Source organism: Pseudomonas inefficax, assembly GCF_900277125.1.
Taxonomy (GTDB): Bacteria; Pseudomonadota; Gammaproteobacteria; order Pseudomonadales; family Pseudomonadaceae; genus Aquipseudomonas; species Aquipseudomonas inefficax.
In genome coordinates this window covers 13,810-34,415 of the sequence record NZ_OPYN01000052.1, presented here as the reverse complement: position 1 = coordinate 34,415, position 20,606 = coordinate 13,810, and the positions used below count along the sequence as shown (strand labels likewise).

Genomic DNA, 20,606 nt, shown 5'->3' with positions numbered 1-20,606 from the left:
GAAACCCGCCGGGGCATTGACCAGCAACAGCCGCCCGCCAAGGCCGGCTTGCAGCCGATGGCACAGGCGCAGGCGGGGCAGATGGCCGTCCGGCAGGGGGGGCCGGAAGAAAAGCCCGTCCAGGAAGCCCAGAGCCTGGCTGGCGAATCCATGCGTACGGGACAGATCTGTCATGGCCGGCTCGTTCTGGTTGGAAGACTACGGCGGTATGGATGCTTGCGAGACTAGCGGGTAACGCTGCGAATTTGAAGGTAAAGGGCGCGATTACCGAGGAAAAGACTGCGACAAAAAGCAACATGACTGACAGACAAGGGCTGCGGCGGGGGTTTGCTGAGGTATTCACCAGATTGATTGCCTGCTCCGGCCTCTTCGCGGGTGAACCCGCTCCCACATGGGATTGAAGCAGGCCTTGGGCTCGCGCTGTACCTGTGGGAGCGGCTTTAGCCGCGAACACCGGCGCAGCCGGTGCCATGCACCGTGTCGCTTGCTTCGCGGGCTTGCCCGCTCCCACATGGGATTGGCGCAGGCCTGGGGTTCGCGCTGTACCTGTGGGAGCAACTGTCTTGCTCAATTTCTAAAGGCTGGCGCGATCCCTGTGGGAGCGGGCGCGCCCGCGAAGGGGCCGGAACAGGAAATAGAAACGCCCCGGACAAGCCGGGGCGCTCTGGGGATAACACGGTGAGGCTTGTTTTCAGATCAACGAATACCCGACTGGCGCAGTGCCGCTGGCTGGAAGTCAGCCTTGCTGGCGCTGAAACCGAAGTCGTAGGCGCGCTTCTCTTCGTTCTTCATGCCCAGGGCCAGGTAACGGCCCGACTGCAGGTCGTAGATAGTCTCCAGGGTGTACCACGGCACTTCCACGTTGTAGTACGGCTGGGCATGTGCCTCGGACACCCGCCACAGCTGGCCACGGCCGTCGTACTGGTCGATCACCGCAGCCTGCCAGGTGTCCTCGTCGATGTAGAAGTCACGCTTGGCATAGATGTGCCGCTGGCCCGGCTTGAGGGTCGCGACCACGTGCCATACGCGGCGCAGCTCGTAACGGGAAAGGTCCTGGTTGATGTGCCCGGCCTTGATGATGTCGGTGTACTTGAGCTTGGGGTCGTCGAGCTTGAAGGCGTTGGAAGCGATGTACATCTCCTTCTTGCCTTCCAGCTTCCAGTCGTAGCGGTCTGGCGCACCGTTGAACATGTCCAGGTTGTCCGAGGTGCGCAAACCGTCGGCGGCGGTGCCAGGGCCGTCGTACGACACTTGCGGTGCCTGGCGCACGCGGCGCTGGCCGGCGTTGTAGATCCACGCCTTGCGCGGTTCCTTCACTTGGTCGAGGGTTTCGTGCACCAGCAGCACGGTACCGGCCAGGCGCGCAGGCGCGGTCACTTCCTGCTTGAAGTAGAACAGGATGTTGCCCGGGTTGTTCGGGTCGTAATCCTTCATCTTGTCGCGGAAGACGAACTGGTCGGAGAAGTACACAGGGTTGAAGGAGCCGTTCTGCTGCGGCGTGGCCTGGGTCACCAGGCGGCTGACGCTGCCGCCCCGGTAGCGGGTGATGTGGTTCCAGATCACCTCCAGGCCGCTTTTGGGGATCGGGAACGGTACAGCCGTGCGGAAGTTGCTCAGGCCGTTGCCGCCTTCGACCAGGGCGGTCTTGGTGGCGTTCTCCTTGATGGCGGCGAACACGTCGGCCGGCACCGTGGAGCCACGATGGGTCTTGAATACCGGAATCTTGAAGGTGTCCGGGTAGCGCTTGAGCATCGCCAGCTGGCCTGGCGAGAGCTTGTCCTTGTACTGGTCAGCGTTCTGCGCGGTGATGGTGAACAGCGGCTTGTCACTGCCGTACGGGTCGGGCAGGAAACCCTTGGCGTCGGCGCTGCCCGCGCTCTTCGACAGCGGCTCCCACGGGCCGATCGAGCCATCGGCGTTGCCGGCCTTTTCGGCGCCCATCGGGGTCAGGGTACTCCCCAGCTTGGCCGCCTCGTCGGCGGATACTGCAGCCATGACGCTGGTCGCCAGCAGGGACAGGCCCAGCACACCGGCTTGCAGCAGACTTCTGGTCTTGTTCATGTCGTGTCGTCCTGGATCTGTATGCTTAGAAGTTCACGCCGAAGCTGAGCGCGACGAAGTCACGGTCATCCACGGTGGTGTACTTGCCGTCGAAGAAGTTGGTGTACGACAGGCTAGCCGTGTAGGTGTTCTGGTACTCGGCATCGAGGCCCAGGCTGACGGCCTTGCGGCCTTCCTCGAAGTTGGCGCCAGGACCCGGCGAATAGCCGGAAACGTCATGCGACCAGGCCACACTCGGCTTCAGGTTGACCCCAGCGAAAACGTCGTTGTAGTCCCAGATTGCGCGAGCGCGATAACCCCATGAAGTAGTGGTGGTGAAACCATCGTTTTCGCAGTTGCGGGTCAGGTTGGCGGTGGAGCTACCGAGGCCAGAACCGTCGATGGTGGTCTGGTTGAGCGCGGTACACATGCCATTAGGCAGTTCGCCAGGGCCGAAGACCGGGTCGCGGCCGTACCGTGCCTTACTGGTACTCTCCAGCCCACCGACATGGGTAACGCCGACTTCACCAACCACTGTGAGGCGACTGGCGCCCATGATCTGGTCGAAGAAGTGAGTGAAGGTCGTCTGGAACTGGGTGATTTCTTTGCGACGGTAGCCGTGCAGGTCCTGCCCCGCCGTGCCCTTGAGCACGGACGCATCATTGAACCCGGGCAGCGGTGTGACACCAGCGAACAGAATATCGGTAGAGTTCAGCTGCACCGGCGCGTTGGGGCGATAGCTGAGTTCACCGCTCCAGGCGGTACCGGTAGGCAGCGTGGTGGAGAAGCTCAAGCCGTACAGGCGGATGTCTTCTGGATACTCGACGAAGTACTCCGAGTTACCCGCAACGATCAGTGGACGCAAACGTGCTGGCAGCGCGGCGACCCTGTCGAACACCGCCTGCGAAGCACCTGTAGCACTGAAGATCGGTGCTCGGCTGTGGTAGTTCATGAAGTACGCGCCGAATTCGGTGTCCAACGGCTCGAACATATAGCGGAACGCAACGCCGAATTGTCCGCTGTCCCGCGCATCACGGTCGGCGCCACGGCGCACCAGCACACCTTCATCGTTGTAGTTGACGCCGGTGGCGGCGAGCAGCCCCTGCACGGCAGGCGGTAGTTGCCCCAGGGTTCGTCCGCTGGACAACACGCGCAGGTTGTCGGTACAGCCGTCGGCAATGATGTCCGGCTGAGAGAAGAACGTGCCGCAGTTGTCGACGACCGTCTGGTCCCATTCGATCTGGTAGAACGCCTCCGCCGACAGGTTATCGGTCAGGCTCTGCGAAACGTAGAACATGTTGACCGGAATCAGGCCTTCCTTGATCTCGGCCCCCGGGCGGCGAAACGCCGACACGTCGATCGGGTTGATCGAGTTGATGCCGCCACCGATGAAGGTACTTTCACCCCAGCTCACCACCTGCTTGCCCAGGCGCACCGAGCCTGGCTGATCGCCGATGGAGTAGTTGTGGTAGACGAATGCGTCGAGCAGCTCGGCACCGGACGATTTGGCGCCTTCCTTGCGGTTGGAGTCACTGATGTCCTTGAACTCGCGGCCTTCGTCCTTCAGTTCGAAGTCATACCAGTACTTGCCACGGACGAACACGCCGGTGTCGCCGTACTTCAGTTCCAGGTCATGGATGCCCTTGAAGATCTTCGAGAAGGTTTCGCCCTTCTTGAAGTTCAGGTGGCCATCGTCGGATGTCTGCGACAGGCCCTTGCCGCCGTTGTTCACCCCGATCAGGTTCTTGTTGGGGTTGGCCGTCGACCAGCTGGCGCCGATGGAGAGCGACGAGTCGAACTGGCCTTCGATTTCACCAATGTTGAAGCTGACAGCGAAAGCAGGACTTGCGAGCGTGGAAGCAAGGCTGACGGCCAGGGGCAACTTGGCCCGGCGCCAGAACAGGTTTGCAGATTTCATCGACGCTACTCCATGTACTTTTTTTGTTATGGCAGTGAGTCCTTTCAAGAACGGCCCGAGCGACCGGTTTGCAGGCTTGCGCCCGCGGCGACACGGCTTGCGCATGTCGCCTTCCCCCATTCCTGAAAATCCCCTGGCCCCGACTATAGCCAGCAAGGCACAGGCGCTTGATCCCTCTAAAGTGTGATTTGCGCTCCGTGCGGCCAACTCGCTGCAATGTTGCCCAGGCTGCGCGCTGGCAGTGCTAAAGGATGGCGTATTTCTGCCGTTTGGCAAGGCCAAACCCCTCTAGCATGCGGGTCGCGTGCTGCGGTACGCGACCCGCATGGCGATTACAGCGTGGAAAGGAATGCGCTGTTGCTGGCCTGCCACTGGACGATGTCCTGGCGGATGCGTTTCTTGTCGAGCTTGCCGACACTGGTCTTGGGAATTTCAGTAACAACGGCGATCTGGCTTGGAATTGCCCACTTGTTGATGTGCCCTTGCTCGACGAAGGGCTTGAGGTGTTCCTTCAGCGCCTTGGCATCGATGACCTGGCCTTCGCGCACCACCAGCAGGGCAAACGGGCGCTCGCCCCACTGCGGGTCGGCCACCCCCACCACCGCCACTTCGCGCACGGCCGGGTGGCGGCTGACCAGGTCTTCGAGGTCGAGCGAGGAAATCCACTCGCCACCGGTCTTGATCACATCCTTGATGCGGTCGCGGATGTCGATGTAGCCCATGCCGTCGAGGGTGGCGACATCACCGGTGTGCAGCCAGCCACCCTGCCACAGCTCCTCGCTCTTTTCCGCCTCCTTGAAATAGCCCATGGTCAACCACGGCGCACGCAGCACCAGCTCGCCCTGGGTTTCACCATCGGCAGGCAGGAAGTTGCCGTCGCCGTCGACGATGGCCGCCTCGACCAGCGGCACCGGCACGCCAGCCTTGATACGGTAGGTGACGCGCTCATCCTCACTGCCGGCCTGCAGTTCGTCGTTCAGGTGGGCGGCAGAAATAAGCGGGCAGGTCTCGGACATGCCATACGCGGCAGTCAGCTGGATGCCGCGTGCCAGGGCTGCCTGATACAACGAGCGGTTGAGTGCGCTGCCGCCGATGATGATCTTCCAGCCGCCGAAGTCCTGGCCTTGGGAAGTCGGGCAGTTGAGCAGCATCTGCAGGATGGTCGGCACGCAATGGGAGAAAGTGACCTTTTCCTCACGCCACAGCTTGATCAGCATGTCCGGCTCGTAGCGCCCCGGATACACCTGCTTCATGCCAAGCATGGTGGCGGCGTAGGGAATACCCCAGGCGTGCACGTGGAACATCGGGGTGATGGGCATGTACACGTCGTTGCTGCCCAGCAGGCGCACGCTGTCGATGCTGCCGGTCACCGAAGCTTCGGCCAGGGTATGCAGCACCAGTTGCCGGTGGGTGAAGTACACCCCCTTGGGGTTGCCGGTGGTGCCGGTGGTGTAGAAGGTGGTGGCCACCGAGTTCTCGTCGAAGTCCGGGAAGTCGTAACGCGGACTGGCAGCGGCCAGCAGTTGCTCGTACTCGCCCACCAGGTTGGGCAACTCGGCTGTCTTGTCCGGGCCGTCGGTGAGCAGCAGGGTCTTGTCGACGGTGGTCAATTGCCCGGCAATGGCCTGGTACAAGCCGACGAAATCGCTGTTGACCAGCACCACGCGGTCTTCGGCGTGGTTCATGGTGTAGAGAATCTGCTCAGGCGACAGGCGCACGTTGATGGTGTGCACCACCGCGCCGATCATCGGGATGGCGAACATGCATTCCAGGTAGCGGTGGCTGTCCCAGTCCATCACCGCCACGGTGTCACCAGCCTTTACCCCGGCTTCGGTCAGCACGTTGGCCAGGCGCGCGATGCGCTCGTTGAGCTGGGGATAGGTCAGCCGCAACTGGTCGCGGTAGACGATTTCGCGGGTCTTTTCATAGCGGCTGCCAGACATCAGCAGGCGCTTGATCAGCAGGGGGTAGGCGTAGGCGCCCTCGGCGGGCTTGATGATGCGGGTCTGCAACATGGGTATCCCTTTTCTGAAAAGCGGGCCGGACAAGTCTGGGAACTACTGTAGTTCGCCAATGTGACGGCTAAATCAGCCGAAGGAATGATTTGCATGGCGAAGGTATGAGTGGCGGGCGTTGACGGGCGGCGACCGCGGGCTAGACACTGCGCCGAAAGCTTCAGGATTTGTGCTGGAGCCAAAGGCCCTTTCGCGGGCACGCCCGCTCCCACAGGCCCCCACCCTACCTGTGGGAGCGGGCGTGCCCGCGAATGGCCACGACACCGATACCCATCCCCGGAGGCCTTCATGCCCAGCCCGCGTCGCGCCGTGTTTCTCGATCACCAGTCCCTGGACCTGGGCGATCTCGACCTCTCGCCCTTGAAGCAGCAGTTCGACGAGTTCGAACTGTTCGCCGCCACCCGCCCGGAGCAGGTCGCCGAACGCCTGCAGGGCGCGTTGGCGGTCGTCAGCAACAAGGTCATGCTCGACGCCGCGTCCCTGGCCGCCAACCCACAACTGAAGCTGATCCTGGTGGCCGCCACCGGCACCAACAATGTCGACCTGGCGGCAGCGCGCGCCCAGGGCATCACCGTGTGCAACTGCCAGGGCTACGGTACCCCGTCCGTCGCCCAGCACACCCTCGCCCTGCTGCTGGCCCTGGCCACCCGCCTGTGCGACTACAACCAGGCGGTAGCCGATGGCAAATGGGCCAAGGCCAGCCAGTTCTGCCTGCTGGACTTCCCCATCGTCGAACTGGAAGGCAAGACCCTTGGCCTGCTGGGCCATGGTGAACTGGGCGGCGCGGTGGCGAGGCTAGCCGAGGCCTTTGGCATGCGCGTGCTGAGCGGGCAGATCCCAGGCCGCCCGGAACGGGCCGACCGGTTGCCACTGGACGAATTGCTGCCGCAAGTCGACGCCCTGACCCTGCACTGCCCGCTGAACGAGCACACCCGACACATGCTCGGGGCACGCGAGCTGGCCCTGCTCAAGCCCAACGCGCTGGTGGTCAACACTGCCCGCGGTGGCCTGATCGACGAGCAAGCGCTGGCCGACGCCCTGCGCAGTGGCCACCTGGGCGGAGCCGCCACCGACGTACTGAGCGTGGAGCCGCCGGTCAACGGCAACGCGCTGCTCGAACCCGGCGTCCCGCGCCTGATCATCACCCCGCACAGCGCCTGGGGTGCGGTGGAGTCGCGCCAGCGCATCGTCGGCCAGCTCAGCGAGAACGCCCAGGCCTTCTTCGCCGGGCAGCCACGCCGCGTGGTCAGCTGAGCCCGGCGCCCGCCTCTGCTACACTGCGCCACTTTTTTCCAGGAGGCGTCGTCCATGGACCCGCGCAGTGAAGTGTTGCTCCGCCAGGCAGAGCTGTTCCAGAGCCCGCTGCTGCTCGCCGGCGCCCCCGCCGACGACCTGCTCGGCCAGTTGCCCCAAGCCCGGGCCTGGACTTGGCATGCGGGCGATCAGGCCATGCTCGAAAGCCGCTTCGCCGGGCGCAGCCACTATGCAGTGGAGCCCCCTGAAGTGGCGTTCGACAGCGCCGTGCTGTTCCTGCCCAAATCCCGCGAACTGGCCGCCTACCTGCTCAACGCCCTGGCCTCGCGCCTGGCTGGCCGCGAGCTATACGTGGTCGGAGAGAAACGTGGCGGCATCGAAGGCGCGGCCAAGCAGCTGCAGGCCTTTGGCAAGCCGCGCAAGCTCGACAGCGCCCGCCACTGCCAGCTGTGGCAGGTGACCATCGAACACGCACCAGAAGCCAAGCCCCTGGAAAGCCTGGCCGAACGCTTCGAACTCAGCCTGGAAGACGGCCCACTTCAGGTTATCAGCCTGCCCGGTGTGTTCAGCCATGGCCGCCTCGATCGCGGTACCGCCCTGCTGCTCAAGCACCTCGACGGCCTGCCGAGCGGGCATGTGCTGGACTTCGGCTGCGGTGCCGGGGTGCTGGGTGCAACGGTAAAGCGCCGTTATCCGCAAAACCGGGTAACCCTGCTGGATGTGGATGCCTTCGCCGTGGCCGCCAGCCGCCTGACCTTGGCCGCCAATGGCCTGGAAGGCGAAGTGATCAGCGGTGATGGCATCGACGCGGCGCCGACCGAGCTGAGCCTGATCCTTAGCAACCCGCCGTTCCACACCGGGGTGCACACCAATTACCAGGCATCGGAAAACTTGCTGAAAAAATCAGCTGTTCATCTGCGAAAAGGCGGCGAAATGCGCCTGGTTGCCAACAGCTTCCTGCGTTACCAGCCGCTGATCGAAGGGGCGCTGGGCAACTGCCAGACATGCGACGAGGCGGACGGCTTCCGCATCTACCGCGCAACACGCGGTTAAAAACAGCGCTTGCCGAAAGCGTTTTGCCTAGGCAGAATCCGCACCGTCCTAGGGGAGTAGTCTCCCGCGAGCGCCCAGCTCGCCCGGTACGCGTCAACATACTTGGTCCACAGACCATGGCGCGTGCGACCCACCATGCCAGCCTGCATGGCGAGATCCGCATAGACGGATTCGGGGTTTGACAAGACCTATGACACGCACACCTTACCCGGGGCGGGGAGGCTGTACGTGTCATAGCCGTGTCGACCCGCCCCCGTAGGAATCCTGATGCTGGAATCACTGTTGGTCCCCACCGCCATCGTTGCCCTCGCCGAAATCGGCGACAAGACGCAATTGCTCGCGCTCATACTCGCTGCCCGCTTCCGCAAACCCTGGCCGATCATCGCCGGCATCATCGCCGCCACCCTGGCCAACCATGCCGCGGCCGGTGCCGTGGGCGCGTGGGTCGGCAGCTTCTTCAGCGACTCGGCACTGCACTGGATCCTGGCTGCGAGCTTCACCGCCACTGCGCTGTGGACCCTGGTTCCGGACAAGATGGATGACGACGAGAACCCGGCACGCCGCTTCGGGCCGTTCCTGACCACGCTGATCGCGTTCTTCCTGGCTGAAATCGGCGACAAGACCCAGGTCGCCACGGTGATGCTGGCGGCTCAGTATCCGCACCTGATCATGGTCATTATCGGCACCACCCTGGGCATGCTGATTGCCAACGTGCCGGTGGTACTGGCAGGTAACTTCGCTGCGGACAAACTGCCGCTGACGCTGATCCGTCGCCTGGCGGCCACGGCGTTCTTCGTGCTGGCGATCGTGGCCGTGTACTCGGCGATGAAAGCCAGTGGCTGGGTGGGCTAACCCTAAAGGTGACAGGCTGACGCCGAACCTGTAGGAGCAGCCTTGCGCTGCGAAGAGGCCGGTACAGGCACCAGGAAATGTGGTGCTCTTACCGGCCCTTTCGCAGCACAAGGCTGCTCCTACAAAGGGTAAGCATCTGGAAGTCGGGTCTTACTTCTTGGCCGCCTGATACAGCGGCATCACCTTCGGAATCGCCGCCTGCAGCGAAGCAATGCGGCTCTGGGACGCCGGGTGAGTGCTCATGAACTCGGGCGGTGCGCCTTCGGAAGCCTGGCTCATCTTGTTCCACAGGGTAATCGCGGCATTCGGGTCGTAACCGGCACGCGCCGAGAGCTCAAGGCCAATCAGGTCGGCTTCGTTCTCGTTAGCCCGGCTGTTGGGCAGGGTCATGGCATAGTTCACCACCGTATCGGCCATGGCCATGCTGCCCTGGCCGAGGCCAAAGAGGGCACCGGCGCCCTGGCGCGCCATTTCCACGCCGTACGCCTTGGACATCGCCTCGCGGCTGTGCTCACGCAGGGCGTGGGCGATCTCGTGGCCCACCACCGCAGCAATTTCCGCATCGGTGAGCTTGAGCTGATCGATCAGCCCGGTGTAGACGATGATCTTGCCGCCCGGGCCGCAGTTGGCGTTGAGCTCGTCGCTCTTGATCACGTTGACTTCCCAGTTCCATTGCGCGGCATCCGGGCGGAACTTGGGGGTCTGGGCGATCAGGCGGTTGGCAATTACCTGTACACGCTTGGCAACTGCGCTGGACTTGTCGAGCACGCCTTTGTTCGATGCCTCACCCAGGGTCTGCTGGTACGACTGGGCGTACATCTGGTTGACCTCATCGGTCGAGAGCATGCTGAACATGTACTGCTGGCGCTCGACGCCGACAGCACCGCCGCTGGTGGTATTCACCGCCTGGCAGCCAGCTAGCAGGATGCCAGCACTCAACAGGCTGACGACAAAAGACTTACGCATGAAAACACTCCCTTTTTACATGCGCCGTATCGTAGGCCGAGTCGCCGCTGGGCCGCCATAGCCGCACGGAAGAATTTATTTGCCTGCACCGGCCTCTTCGCGGGTGAACCCGCTCCCACAGGGACTACACAGGTTTCAAGTTCGGTGCAGTACCTGTGGGAGCGGGTTTACCCGCGAAAGGGCCGACGAAGGCAATGCATCAAGCCGGGGTCAGGCACTCCGGCGCATCCAGCTTCGGGTCATTGACGAAGTTCGCCAGGGCCCGCTCACGCAACGTCGCCGGCGGGCTGGCGAGCAGCTCGTGCAAGCGGGTAACCGGCGTGTCCGGGTCAAGCCAGGCTGCCTGCCCTGCCTCGTCCAGTATCAGCGGTCGACGCTGGTTCATCGCCGCCTGGGTCACCACCGCACAACTCAGCCAAACCTGGTCCTGCACCGGGTAGGCCTCCCACACGGCGGCGAAGTACAGCGACGCGCCCTCCCCCGGGGTCAGCCAGTACGGGCGCTTGCGCACGCTACCGCGCCATTCGTAAAAGCCGTTGGCCGGCATCAGGCAGCGGCGCTGGCGAAACGCGTCGCGAAACATCGGCTGCTCGGCCAGGGTCTCGGCGCGGGCATGGGCGGGGGTACGGGAAAGGTCGGTCAGCCAGGCCGGGGTCAGCCCCCAGCGCGCCTTGGCCAATTGCAGCTGGCCGTCGAGCTGGCGCTGGATCAGCACCGAGCCCCCCGGCGAGATGTTCCATTGGGCTGGCTGGCCGACGGGAAAGCCCGGCAGACTGGCAAGAGCCTGGGGCCAGCGAAACAGGGCATAACGTCCACACATGGGCGAATTCAGAACCTAGCAGATCAAGGTACCGGGGAAACTCTCCGGTTCGTCGCCAACCAGTGGCTGGGCGTCATTGTACGCATCGATCAGCTGCCGTGCGTACTCGGCCTGCTCGTCAGCCACGGCAAGCCCCAGCAGGCCCTGCAGCGGCAGCTCGCCGGCAGCACCGACCAGGTCACGCCCGACCAGGTGCGCCTCGACCCCCTCGCTGGCGAGCATGCCCGCCAGCATTTCAGCCTCGAGCAGGCTTTCCGGTTCGTAGATGCGCTGCATCAGTCATTCTCACCGAATACATCCAGCATCCACTCCTCGCCATGAACCTGCAGCACGAAGCGGATAGGGTTGCAGCATACCTGGCAGTCCTCGATGTATTCCTGATCGCCACCGGACAGGTCCACCGTGGTTTCGACTTCTTCGCCACAATAAGGGCAATCGTAGAACGCAGTTTCCAGCATCGCGGCCTCCGGGGTGACTTATGCGTATAATTGCCGGTCTGTTTACAGGGCCTGTGTGTGTCCGAGCCGTTTTTCGGAGCCCGTCCCTACCTTATTACCCTAGCCGTTTCCAACAAGAGAGCATGATGGGCGAATTCGATGCCATCCGACCGTACGACGACGCTGAGGTCCCTGCCGTTCTGGCACGCCTGCTCAGCGACCCGGCATTCCTCGATATCCTCACCCACTTCCGCTTCCCGCGTGCGGCCGGTGCTCTCGGCTGGTTGCTCAAACCGCTGATCGCCCGCCGCCTGCGCAAGGAATTCGCCGGCGTCACCTGCGTCTCCACCTTGCAGGACAAAGTCGAGTACTACGTCGACCAGACCATCGACCGTGCCACCGACGGCGTCACCTATACGGGCGTGGAGCAGCTCAAGGCCGGCACCGCCTACCTGTTCCTGGCCAACCACCGTGACATCGTCATGGACCCGGCCTTCGTCAACTATGCGGTGTACCACGCCGGCCTGCCCACGCCGCGCATCGCCATTGGCGACAACCTGCTGCAAAAGCCGTTTGTCAGCGACATGATGCGCCTGAACAAGAGCTTCATCGTGCACCGCTCGATCAGTGGGCGTCGCGAGAAACTGGCGGCCTACCAGCTGCTCTCGGCCTACATCAACCACTCGATCCGCAACGACGCCACGTCGATCTGGATCGCCCAGGCCGAAGGCCGGGCCAAGGACGGTGACGACCGCACCGACTCGGCGATCCTCAAGATGTTCCACATGAGCCGCAAGGACGAGCCGTTCGGCGCGGTGATCCAGAGCCTGAACCTGACGCCGGTGTCGATCAGCTACGAGTATGACCCGTGCGACCAGGCCAAGGCCCGCGAGTTGTACATCCGCGCCACCACCGGCACCTACAAGAAGGCGCCGGGCGAGGACGACAACAGCATCGCCAAGGGCATTACCGGCTACAAGGGCCGGGTGCACATCAACTTCGCCCCGCCGGTGACCGAGTTCCACGAGGACACCAAGCAGCTGGCGGTGGAAATCGACCGGCAGATCCTCGGTGGCTACCGGCTATTCCCGGTGCACTACCTAGCCTATGCGATGTGGGAAGGCAAGGATGAGGCGCTGCAGGTGCCGAGCGCCGAGAAGATATTCCCGGCCGATGAACTGGCCCGGGCCAAGGAAGAATGGCAACGCCGCCTGGATGCCTGCCCCGAGGAGCAGCGTCCGTATCTGGTGTTGCAGTATGCGACGCCGGTGCGCAACCAGTACCAGGTCAGGCTGCAGGCACCGGTTGCCTGATCGATCCTAGGGCTGCTTTGCAGCCCATCGCGACACAAGGCCGCTCCTACAGGTATGCGCGATCTCCTGTAGGAGCGGCCTTGTGTCGCGATGGGCCGCAAAGCGGCCCCGGGTTCTCAAACCCAGGTACTGAACCAGGACAGCAGCAACGCCATCGCCAGGCACGAAAAACCGAGAATGTAGAAGTACCGGGGTACCCGCAGGTCGAACGCGTCCACCACCCCATCGTCCACCGCCATGTATTCGCGGGTCTCGGCCTCGCGCCGCCGCGCACTGTGCAGCAGCAACCCGCCCGGGCAGGTCAGCAGCAGCGCCAGCAGATTGATCAGCTTGGTCGGGTGGGCGGCCAGGAACCCCCAGAGCACTTGCAAGGACATCACGCAACCTCGGTATGAGCGACGGCAAAGGCCGGCATTCTACCCAAGTCGTGCCCTGACGCCCGGTCCAGGCGACAAAGTGTCATTGAATTTCATCCAGGGCACAGGCAACAAAAAACCCGCTGCCTGGAACACAGGCAGCGGGTTTTGTTTTACAGCTGAAGCCTTACTGCCCCAGCACCTGACCGATGGTCGGGTCCTTGAACATGCGGGTCAGGGCATCGCTCAGCACATCGCCCACCAGCTGGGTGTTGGTTTCCTGGTTCGGCGCTATGCCGAAACGCTGGTCCAGCGAAGCGCCGTAACGGCCACTGTAGCGGCGGCCGCCATTGGACACGTCGGCACGGAAGGTGGCACCGATGGTAGCCTCGGTCACGTACAGGTTGTCTTTCGGCGACTGGTACTTCAACTCGGCCAGGGTCACGGTCAGCTGCGGCGCGTTGTAGGCGTTCGGCGTCGGGGTGAAGCCGAGCAGGCGCACGGCTGCTTCGGCCTGGGCCTGCAGCTTGGGCACGATGTCATTACCGCTGACGCTGATAGTGCTGGTCTCGGGGTACATGCCACCGCGAGTGCCCAGGGACTGCGAGGCCCGGCCGTCAACCACCCGTACCACTACCGGCTGGCCATGGCCGACCGGGGCGAGCTGGGCCTTCAGCGTGGGTTGCGGGTTGAGTTGTTGCGGGCTGTGGGCACAACCGACCAGGCTGAGGCTGGCCACGGCGATCAAACCGAACAACAGACGTTGCAACATGCGCGTTACTCCAGAAAAAGCGGCGAAGGCCCACAGTATACCTAGCCACGCATCGACCAGTCATCGGTCCAGCCCGCTTGTCACAATCGTTTCATCGCCGAGCCCTTATCCTTGCGCCAAGCCCTAACACACAGGACTCGCCGCCATGGCCTCGCTCTGGACCCTGATCTTCCAACGCCCGCGCCACAACACCTATGCCCGCCTCGATGCCGACGGCAAATGCCTGGCCTTCAAGCAATGCAGCCAGGCGCCCAGCAGCAGCGGCTGGGTCCAGATCGGCGAAATCCAGCTCGCCTGGCTGGGCCGCGAACTCCCCGCCAGCGCCCGGGTTTGCGCCCGCGCAAGCCGCCGCTGGCACCAGCGCATCCTCGCGGCCTGACAAACGCTGCAATAAAAACCACGAATGGCGACATTTCTGCCCGCGACATCGCTATAATCTCCCCCCGATTATAAGGACGTCTCCTGATCGGGCCCCGCACTCGCCGATTGACCCCGGCAACTTCAACGCTTCGCCCACAGAGAGCCTTCCACTCAGGTCTTGCATCGGCTGTCGTGCCTGCTTTTCCGGCCCTTCACACTGCATGAACCTGCGGGTTGCCATCGCGCAGTCCCCTTTTGAGGTTCACGTCTCCAAAAGAGCGTGAAAAAACGGTTTTCACAACTTCACAAGAGTGTGGCGAGCAAATGAACAGTCTGGCATGTGCAAAAGCGGCAGATGTGTCCCGAACAGCCCTGAACAGGCGGCAAATGCGCTCATCCCGTATGAGTGTCTGAGCCGTTCCATAACGCACGCACGACACCTTGACCATAAGTCGAATTGCCGCACCCGTGGCAAACCGCGTTCAATACCCGAACCCGAAGACTGATTGGCGGTGTCCGCGGAAGTTGCAAGAACTGCGAAAAGTCGGACATGGCGACCCTGGCGAACCCAGGTCCTATGCTGTCAATTAGGTAGCTGTAGATTGTGGAGACGCGTTAAATGGCGCAGAACGAATCGGTTGATGTGGTACTGGTAGGCGCGGGCATCATGAGTGCCACCCTGGCCGTACTGCTCAAGGAGCTCGACCCGACCCTGAAACTTGAGGTCGTGGAGGCGATGGACTCCGGAGCCGCGGAAAGCTCCAACCCCTGGAACAACGCAGGCACAGGCCACGCCGGCCTGTGCGAGCTTAACTACACGCCCCAGGCCGCCGATGGCAGCATCGACATCAAGAAGGCCGTGCACATCAACACCCAGTTCGAGGTTTCGCGCCAGTTCTGGGCCTACCTGAGCAAGAAAGGCAACTTCGGCTCGGCGCGTGCCTTCATCAACCCTGTCCCGCACCTGAGCTACGTCGAGGGTGACAAGGGTGTTTCCTTCCTCAAGAAGCGCTATGAGCTGCTCAAGCAGCACCATGCCTTCGCCGACATGGAATACACCGAAGACAAGGCCGTGATGAACGACTGGATGCCGCTGATGATGCCAGGCCGCCCAGCCGACCAGCACATCGCCGCCACCCGCGTGCTCAAGGGTACCGACGTCAACTTTGGCGCCCTGACCAACAAGCTGCTGAAGCTGCTGGGCGACTCGCAGGACGCCCAGGTCAAGTACAGCAAGAAGGTCGTCGGCCTGCGCCGTAACGGCAAGGGCTGGACCGTGAGCATCAAGGACGTCAACAGCGGCGGCAGCCGTGAAGTGGACGCCCGCTTCGTCTTCCTCGGCGCCGGTGGCGCGGCCCTGCCGCTGCTTCAGCTGTCGGGCATTCCGGAAAGCAAAGGCTTCGGCGGCTTCCCGGTCAGCGGCCAGTGGCTGCGTTGCGACAACCCGGAAATCGTCAAGCAGCACCAGGCCAAGGTCTACAGCCAGGCCGCGGTCGGCGCCCCACCGATGTCGGTACCGCACCTGGATACCCGCGTGGTCGATGGCAAGAAATCGCTGCTGTTCGGCCCATATGCCGGCTTCACCACCAAGTTCCTCAAGCACGGTTCGCTGATGGACCTGCCGCTGTCGGTGCGCATGGGCAACATTGGCCCGATGCTGGCCGTGGCCCGTGACAACATGGACCTGACCAAGTACCTGGTCAGCGAAGTGATGCAGTCGATGGAGCAGCGCCTGGAAGCCCTGCGTCGCTTCTATCCGCAGGCCAAGGCCGAAGACTGGCGCCTGGAAGTGGCTGGTCAGCGCGTGCAGATCATCAAGAAGGACCCGAAGAAAGGCGGCGTGCTGCAGTTCGGTACCGAGCTGGTCTCGGCCCAGGACGGCAGCCTGGCTGCACTGCTCGGCGCATCGCCGGGTGCTTCGGTAACCGTGTCGATCATGCTGGAACTGATCGAGCGCTGCTTCCCCGAGCAGGCCAAAGGTGCCTGGGCTGCCAAGCTCAAGGAAATCTTCCCGGCTCGCGAGAAGACCCTGGCAACCGATGCAGCCCTGTACCACAAGATCAGCGCCGACAACGACGTGGCACTGGACCTGGTGGAAAGCAGCCCGGCGGCCAAGCATTACGCCTGATTCGGCCGGTAACGAAAAAACGCCCCTCGGGGCGTTTTTTTGTGCCTGGTTGCTCATTGACCTGTGCCGGCCTCTTCGCGGGCATGCCCGCTCCCACAGGTTTCGGCGCCGCCCTCAGGCTCTGCACCATCCCTGTGGGAGCGGGCGTGCCCGCGAAAGGGCCGTCACAGGTTAAAAATCAACCACGGGCTTTGGCGATGATCTCGATGTACTCCGCCGCATTGCGCTGGTCGGCGATCTGCTCGACAAAGGTCTTGCCATGCTCGTCCTTGCCATCCAGGTCCAGCCCGGCTTCGATGAAGAAGCCGACAAAACGCTCGAAATCGTCGATGCGCAGGCCACGGTACGCCTTGACCAGCTTGTGCAGCGACGGCGAGGTCACGCCATCGGCCGGCTCGAACTGAAGGAACGCCTTGATGTAGTCGTCGCTGATCTCGTCACCGATTACCTGTTTCTTGTCTTTACGCATTGCCGACTCCAACTGGACCATCACGAAATTTCCAAGGCCGGCAGTGTACCCCCCGCAGGCCGGGCGCCTCAACGCGTACGTACGGTACCGGTGTGCAGGTCGGCCCAGATGTGGCCGTTGCCATACGTGAGGAACTGCACGTACAACGTCTCGTTGCGCAGCAGGTCCATGATCACGCGGTAGTCGCTGAGTGGGTAGTTCAGGCTCAGGGTGCGGGTTTTCTCGTCGTATACGGGTTTCTTCAGGCTCTTGGCCGCTTCACCATCAAAGGTCAGCAGCACCTGGGCGATGGTCGCGCCCTTGCTCAGCGGCTTGCCCTTGAGACGCACCTGCAACGACGAGGTGATCGGGATCGGCTGCTGGTCGGACTGGCGTTGGGTACCCACTACCACCGAATAGTCCGTCACTTGCAGCAATTGCTGGCCGGTCGGCGCTTCCTGGCGCAGTGACTGGTCGTCAGGTGGCAGGAACTGGCTGTGCAGCGGTGCGGCGGCGAGTGGCAGGCTGACTGCCAACAGGAGGGGAAGAAACGCACGCATGTGAGGCTCCTTGAATGAAGGAGCACTCTAGCATGGAGTTTCTGGGGCGTATGACCCTATCGCCCTGTAGGAGCAGCCTTGTGCTGCGAAGAGGCCAGCATTGCCACAGAACATCTTTAGTCATACCGGCCCCTTCGCAGCACAAGGCTGCTCCTACAGGGCAACGAAGCCAGTACAGTCGACATCAATCGAACTGCGCGAGCATCCAGGCCTGGTACTCGGCCACGCCTTCTTCACCTTCGCGCGGCGCCCAGTGCGCATGTTCACCTTCACCCACCGGCCGATACGGCCCAGCCTTGCACTCGAACAGGATGCTGTCCGGCTCCAGCACCACAAGCCCATGGAAGGTTCCAGGCGCCAGGTCCACACCCAGGCAATCGCCGCCCGCCTGCAGCACTCGCTTGTCGGTCACCGCCCCCTGCTCATCGAAGAGCAGCAGGCCGAAGCGCCCCTTGAGCGCAATCAGCGTTTCAGCCTTGTCGGCGCTCAGGTGGCGATGCGGCGGGATATAGGTGCTCGGTTGCAGCCCGACCGCCATGCGGTGGCAGGGCTCTTCCATCTCATGGAAGGTGTGATGCTGCCGCCCGCGCGGGTTGGCGGCAGCCTGTGCGGCCAGCCCGGCGAACAGCGATTGGTCGATGAACGCAGGCTGGCGCATGATCACAGCCCCTTTACGGCGAAGATGCCGTTGGCGTTGCGCCAGTAGCCTTTGTAGTCCATGCCGTAACCGAAGATGTAGCGGTCGACGCAGGGCAGGCCCACGTAGTTGGCCTTGAGCTCCGGGCTGGCCTTGCGGTCATGGTCCTTGTCGATCAGCACCGCGGTATGCACCGAGCGCGCACCGGCATGCTTGCAGAATTCGATGATGGCACTGAGGGTGTGGCCCTCGTCGAGAATGTCGTCGACGATCAGTACGTCACGGTCGATGAACGATACTTCCGGCTTGGCCTTCCAGAACAGTTCCCCGCCGCTGGTCTGGTTGCGGTAGCGGGTGGCGTGCAGGTAGCTGGCTTCCAGCGGGAACTGCAGGTGGGTCAGCAGTTTGCCGGAGAAGATCAGGCCGCCGTTCATCACGCAGAACACCACCGGGTTCTTGTCGTGCAGGTCCTTGCAGATCTGCTCGCCGACTTTGGCGATGGCCGCTTCGACTTCGGCTTCGGTGTACAGGCAGTCAGCTTCACGCATGACTTGACGGATATGCTCGAGATCGGCGGACATGGCGCTCTCCGGGGGGGCATTTTGGAAAAGCGGGCAAAGGTACGCATCCGCTCGTCACAGATCAAGCATTTATGGACTAACGTCCAGAATGACCAGACGACAGCACAGGCTGAATAGATTAATCTAGCGCGGTTTTTTTGCCCGCCTTTCGGAGCCCCCCTATGCCCACTCGTGAGATCCGCCATCCGCTGATCCGCCACAAGCTCGGCCTGATGCGCCGTGCCGATATCAGCACCAAGAATTTTCGCGAACTTGCCCAGGAAGTCGGCGCGCTCCTGACCTACGAAGCCACCCAGGACCTGCCGCTCGAAACCTACGAGATCGACGGCTGGTGCGGCAAGGTGCAAGTTGAAAAAATCGCCGGCAAGAAAATTACCGTGGTGCCGATCCTGCGTGCCGGCATCGGCATGCTCGACGGCGTGCTCAGCCTGATCCCGGGTGCCAAGGTCAGCGCTGTCGGTGTTGCCCGCAACGAGGAAACCCTCGAAGCCCACACCTACCTGGAAAAGCTCGCGCCGGACATCAACCAGCGCCTGGCGCTGATCATCGACCCGATGCTGGCCACCGGCGGTTCGATGGTCGCCACCATCGACCTGCTGAAGAAGGCCGGCTGCAAAGAGATCCGCGCCATGGTTCTGGTCGCCGCGCCAGAAGGCATCGAAGTGGTGGAAAAAGCCCACCCGGACGTGCAGATCTACACCGCCTCGATCGACCAGCACCTGAACGAACACGGCTACATCGTGCCGGGCCTGGGCGATGCCGGTGACAAGATCTTCGGCACCAAGCAAAAGGACGCCTGACCATGCAGGACGGCTTCAACGACCCGCTCTGGCGCCAGGTCGTTTCGGGCGCGCAGATGCTCTTCGTGGCATTCGGCGCGCTGGTGCTGATGCCACTGATCACCGGCCTTGATCCGAACGTCGCGCTGTTCACTGCCGGCATTGGCACCCTGCTGTTCCAGCTGGTCACCGGCCGCCAGGTACCCGTGTTCCTGGCCTCGAGCTTTGCCTTCATCACCCCGATCATCCTCGCCAAGGGCCAGTTCGGCCTGGCCGAGACCATGGGCGGCGTGATGGCCGCAGGTTTCGTGTACACCTTCATGGGCCTGATGGTGAAAATCAAAGGCACCGGTTTCATCGACCGCATGCTGCCGCCGGTGGTGATCGGCCCGGTGATCATCTCCATCGGCCTGGCCATGGCGCCGATCGCCGCCAACATGGCGATGGGCAAGGCCGGTGACGGCAGCGTGCTGCTGCCCTACCAGACCGCCATGATGATCTCGATGCCGGCCCTGCTGACAACGCTGATCGTCGCCGTGTTCGGCAAGGGCATCTTCCGCCTGGTGCCGATCATCGCTGGCGTGCTGGTGGGCTTTGCCCTGTCGTTCGCCTTTGGCGTGGTCGACACTGCCAAGATCGCCGCCGCACCGTGGCTGGAGCTGCCCAACTTCACCGCACCAGCGTTCAACTGGCAGGCCATCCTGTTCATCGTCCCGGTTGCCCTGGCACCGGCGATCGAGCACATCGGCGGAGTGATCGCGGTCGGCAGCGTGACGGGCCGCGACTACCTGAAAAAGCCCGGCCTGCACCGCACCCTGCTGGGCGACGGTCTGGCCACCACGGCAGCCGGCTTGTTTGGCGGCCCGCCCAACACCACCTATGCCGAAGTCACCGGCGCGGTGATGCTGACCAAGAACTACAACCCGAAGATCATGACCTGGGCGGCGGTCTTCGCCATCACCCTCGCCTTCATCGGCAAGTTCGGTGCATTGCTGCAAAGCATCCCGGTACCAGTGATGGGTGGCATCCTGTGCCTGCTGTTCGGCTCGATCGCGGCGGTGGGCATGAATACCATGATCCGCCACAAGATCGACCTGGCCGAAGCGCGCAACCTGGTGATCGTGTCGGTGACCCTGGTGTTCGGTATCGGCGGTGTGCTGATCGGCAGTGGTGACGGCCCGGATGACTGGGGCCTGAAGGGCATCGCCCTGTGCGCCATAGTGGCTATCGCGCTGAACCTGATCCTGCCGGGTAACGATGGCTGGAAGCACAAGAAGCTGGACGATCAGCTTTGACCTGATCTGGCCTCTTCGCGGG

Annotated in this window: 21 protein-coding genes and 1 riboswitch; of the genes, 8 read left to right on the top strand and 13 right to left on the bottom strand. The window is 62.9% G+C overall.

Annotated elements, in window-relative coordinates:
• Nucleotides 1–696: 696 nt before the first annotated feature.
• From JV551A3_RS05645 to JV551A3_RS05630, 3 genes are all read right to left on the bottom strand, one after another.
• On the bottom strand, nucleotides 697–2,061 hold the full coding sequence (locus JV551A3_RS05645; protein ID WP_133970284.1) for a DUF1329 domain-containing protein: 1,365 nt from the start codon (nucleotides 2,059–2,061) through the stop codon (nucleotides 697–699).
• 25 nt (nucleotides 2,062–2,086) lie between these two features.
• Nucleotides 2,087–3,958, bottom strand: a complete 1,872-nt coding sequence (locus JV551A3_RS05640) for a DUF1302 domain-containing protein (RefSeq protein ID WP_133970313.1) — start codon at nucleotides 3,956–3,958, stop codon at nucleotides 2,087–2,089.
• A 332-nt stretch (nucleotides 3,959–4,290) separates the two neighbouring features.
• Entirely contained in the window at nucleotides 4,291–5,973 is a 1,683-nt protein-coding gene (locus JV551A3_RS05630) for a fatty acid--CoA ligase (RefSeq protein WP_133970283.1), read from the bottom strand.
• 288 nt (nucleotides 5,974–6,261) lie between these two features.
• Between JV551A3_RS05630 and JV551A3_RS05620 the strand changes: the two genes are divergently transcribed.
• The 3 genes from JV551A3_RS05620 (at nucleotide 6,262) to JV551A3_RS05610 (ending at nucleotide 9,132) form a co-directional block, all read left to right on the top strand.
• Nucleotides 6,262–7,227 (top strand): 2-hydroxyacid dehydrogenase, encoded by a 966-nt coding sequence (locus JV551A3_RS05620; protein WP_133970281.1) that lies wholly within the window; start codon nucleotides 6,262–6,264, stop codon nucleotides 7,225–7,227.
• A 54-nt stretch (nucleotides 7,228–7,281) separates the two neighbouring features.
• Nucleotides 7,282–8,280, top strand: coding sequence for a class I SAM-dependent methyltransferase (locus JV551A3_RS05615; protein ID WP_133970280.1), 999 nt, complete (start codon nucleotides 7,282–7,284; stop codon nucleotides 8,278–8,280).
• A 39-nt stretch (nucleotides 8,281–8,319) separates the two neighbouring features.
• Nucleotides 8,320–8,460, top strand: a riboswitch (yybP-ykoY riboswitch).
• Nucleotides 8,461–8,547: 87 nt separating this feature from the next.
• Entirely contained in the window at nucleotides 8,548–9,132 is a 585-nt protein-coding gene (locus JV551A3_RS05610) for a TMEM165/GDT1 family protein (protein ID WP_133970279.1), read from the top strand.
• Between the two features lie 150 nt (nucleotides 9,133–9,282).
• On the opposite strand, the gene JV551A3_RS05605 is transcribed toward JV551A3_RS05610, so the two are convergent.
• From JV551A3_RS05605 to JV551A3_RS05585, 4 genes are all read right to left on the bottom strand, one after another.
• Complete coding sequence (locus JV551A3_RS05605) at nucleotides 9,283–10,098, bottom strand: M48 family metallopeptidase (RefSeq protein WP_025337703.1); 816 nt, start codon at nucleotides 10,096–10,098, stop codon at nucleotides 9,283–9,285.
• Between the two features lie 199 nt (nucleotides 10,099–10,297).
• On the bottom strand, nucleotides 10,298–10,918 hold the full coding sequence (locus JV551A3_RS05595) for an SOS response-associated peptidase (protein WP_133970278.1): 621 nt from the start codon (nucleotides 10,916–10,918) through the stop codon (nucleotides 10,298–10,300).
• Nucleotides 10,919–10,933: 15 nt separating this feature from the next.
• On the bottom strand, nucleotides 10,934–11,194 hold the full coding sequence (locus tag JV551A3_RS05590) for a putative signal transducing protein (RefSeq protein WP_133970277.1): 261 nt from the start codon (nucleotides 11,192–11,194) through the stop codon (nucleotides 10,934–10,936).
• Nucleotides 11,194–11,376 carry a CPXCG motif-containing cysteine-rich protein gene (locus JV551A3_RS05585; RefSeq protein ID WP_133970276.1) on the bottom strand — a complete coding sequence of 61 codons (183 nt, stop codon included), beginning with the start codon at nucleotides 11,374–11,376 and terminating at the stop codon, nucleotides 11,194–11,196. The genes JV551A3_RS05590 and JV551A3_RS05585 overlap by 1 nt, the downstream gene beginning before the upstream one ends.
• A gap of 125 nt (nucleotides 11,377–11,501) precedes the next feature.
• Here JV551A3_RS05585 and JV551A3_RS05580 point away from each other — a divergent pair, with 125 nt between their 5' ends.
• Entirely contained in the window at nucleotides 11,502–12,668 is a 1,167-nt protein-coding gene (locus tag JV551A3_RS05580; RefSeq protein WP_133970275.1) for a 1-acyl-sn-glycerol-3-phosphate acyltransferase, read from the top strand.
• 116 nt (nucleotides 12,669–12,784) lie between these two features.
• Here JV551A3_RS05580 and JV551A3_RS05575 read toward each other — a convergent pair whose 3' ends face one another.
• Both JV551A3_RS05575 and JV551A3_RS05570 read right to left on the bottom strand, forming a co-directional pair.
• Nucleotides 12,785–13,045 (bottom strand): hypothetical protein, encoded by a 261-nt coding sequence (locus tag JV551A3_RS05575; protein ID WP_046616028.1) that lies wholly within the window; start codon nucleotides 13,043–13,045, stop codon nucleotides 12,785–12,787.
• A 166-nt stretch (nucleotides 13,046–13,211) separates the two neighbouring features.
• Nucleotides 13,212–13,796 (bottom strand): YajG family lipoprotein, encoded by a 585-nt coding sequence (locus JV551A3_RS05570; protein WP_133970274.1) that lies wholly within the window; start codon nucleotides 13,794–13,796, stop codon nucleotides 13,212–13,214.
• Between the two features lie 145 nt (nucleotides 13,797–13,941).
• On the opposite strand from JV551A3_RS05570, the gene JV551A3_RS05565 reads away from it, so the two are divergent.
• Together JV551A3_RS05565 and mqo are read left to right on the top strand one after the other, a co-directional pair.
• Entirely contained in the window at nucleotides 13,942–14,175 is a 234-nt protein-coding gene (locus JV551A3_RS05565; RefSeq protein ID WP_133970273.1) for a hypothetical protein, read from the top strand.
• Nucleotides 14,176–14,775: 600 nt separating this feature from the next.
• A complete protein-coding gene (gene mqo, locus JV551A3_RS05560; RefSeq protein ID WP_025337698.1) occupies nucleotides 14,776–16,284 on the top strand; it encodes a malate dehydrogenase (quinone) in 1,509 nt (502 codons plus the stop codon).
• 178 nt (nucleotides 16,285–16,462) lie between these two features.
• Here mqo and JV551A3_RS05550 read toward each other — a convergent pair whose 3' ends face one another.
• The 4 genes from JV551A3_RS05550 to JV551A3_RS05535 all read right to left on the bottom strand — a co-directional run bounded on the left by JV551A3_RS05550 (nucleotide 16,463) and on the right by JV551A3_RS05535 (nucleotide 18,510).
• A complete protein-coding gene (locus JV551A3_RS05550; RefSeq protein ID WP_112252042.1) occupies nucleotides 16,463–16,753 on the bottom strand; it encodes a PA4642 family protein in 291 nt (96 codons plus the stop codon).
• 68 nt (nucleotides 16,754–16,821) lie between these two features.
• A complete protein-coding gene (locus JV551A3_RS05545) occupies nucleotides 16,822–17,292 on the bottom strand; it encodes a hypothetical protein (protein WP_133970272.1) in 471 nt (156 codons plus the stop codon).
• A gap of 184 nt (nucleotides 17,293–17,476) precedes the next feature.
• Nucleotides 17,477–17,950: a WbuC family cupin fold metalloprotein gene (locus tag JV551A3_RS05540; RefSeq protein WP_133970269.1), complete on the bottom strand. Its 474-nt coding sequence runs from the start codon at nucleotides 17,948–17,950 to the stop codon at nucleotides 17,477–17,479.
• Nucleotides 17,951–17,952: 2 nt separating this feature from the next.
• On the bottom strand, nucleotides 17,953–18,510 hold the full coding sequence (locus tag JV551A3_RS05535; protein ID WP_003256346.1) for a hypoxanthine-guanine phosphoribosyltransferase: 558 nt from the start codon (nucleotides 18,508–18,510) through the stop codon (nucleotides 17,953–17,955).
• Nucleotides 18,511–18,671: 161 nt separating this feature from the next.
• On the opposite strand from JV551A3_RS05535, the gene upp reads away from it, so the two are divergent.
• A complete protein-coding gene (upp, locus tag JV551A3_RS05530; RefSeq protein WP_023382340.1) occupies nucleotides 18,672–19,310 on the top strand; it encodes a uracil phosphoribosyltransferase in 639 nt (212 codons plus the stop codon).
• A gap of 2 nt (nucleotides 19,311–19,312) precedes the next feature.
• The gene (locus tag JV551A3_RS05525) at nucleotides 19,313–20,584 is read left to right on the top strand and encodes a uracil-xanthine permease family protein (RefSeq protein WP_133970268.1); all 1,272 of its coding nucleotides are present in this window, start codon (nucleotides 19,313–19,315) and stop codon (nucleotides 20,582–20,584) included.
• The last annotated feature ends 22 nt before the right edge of the window (nucleotides 20,585–20,606 follow it).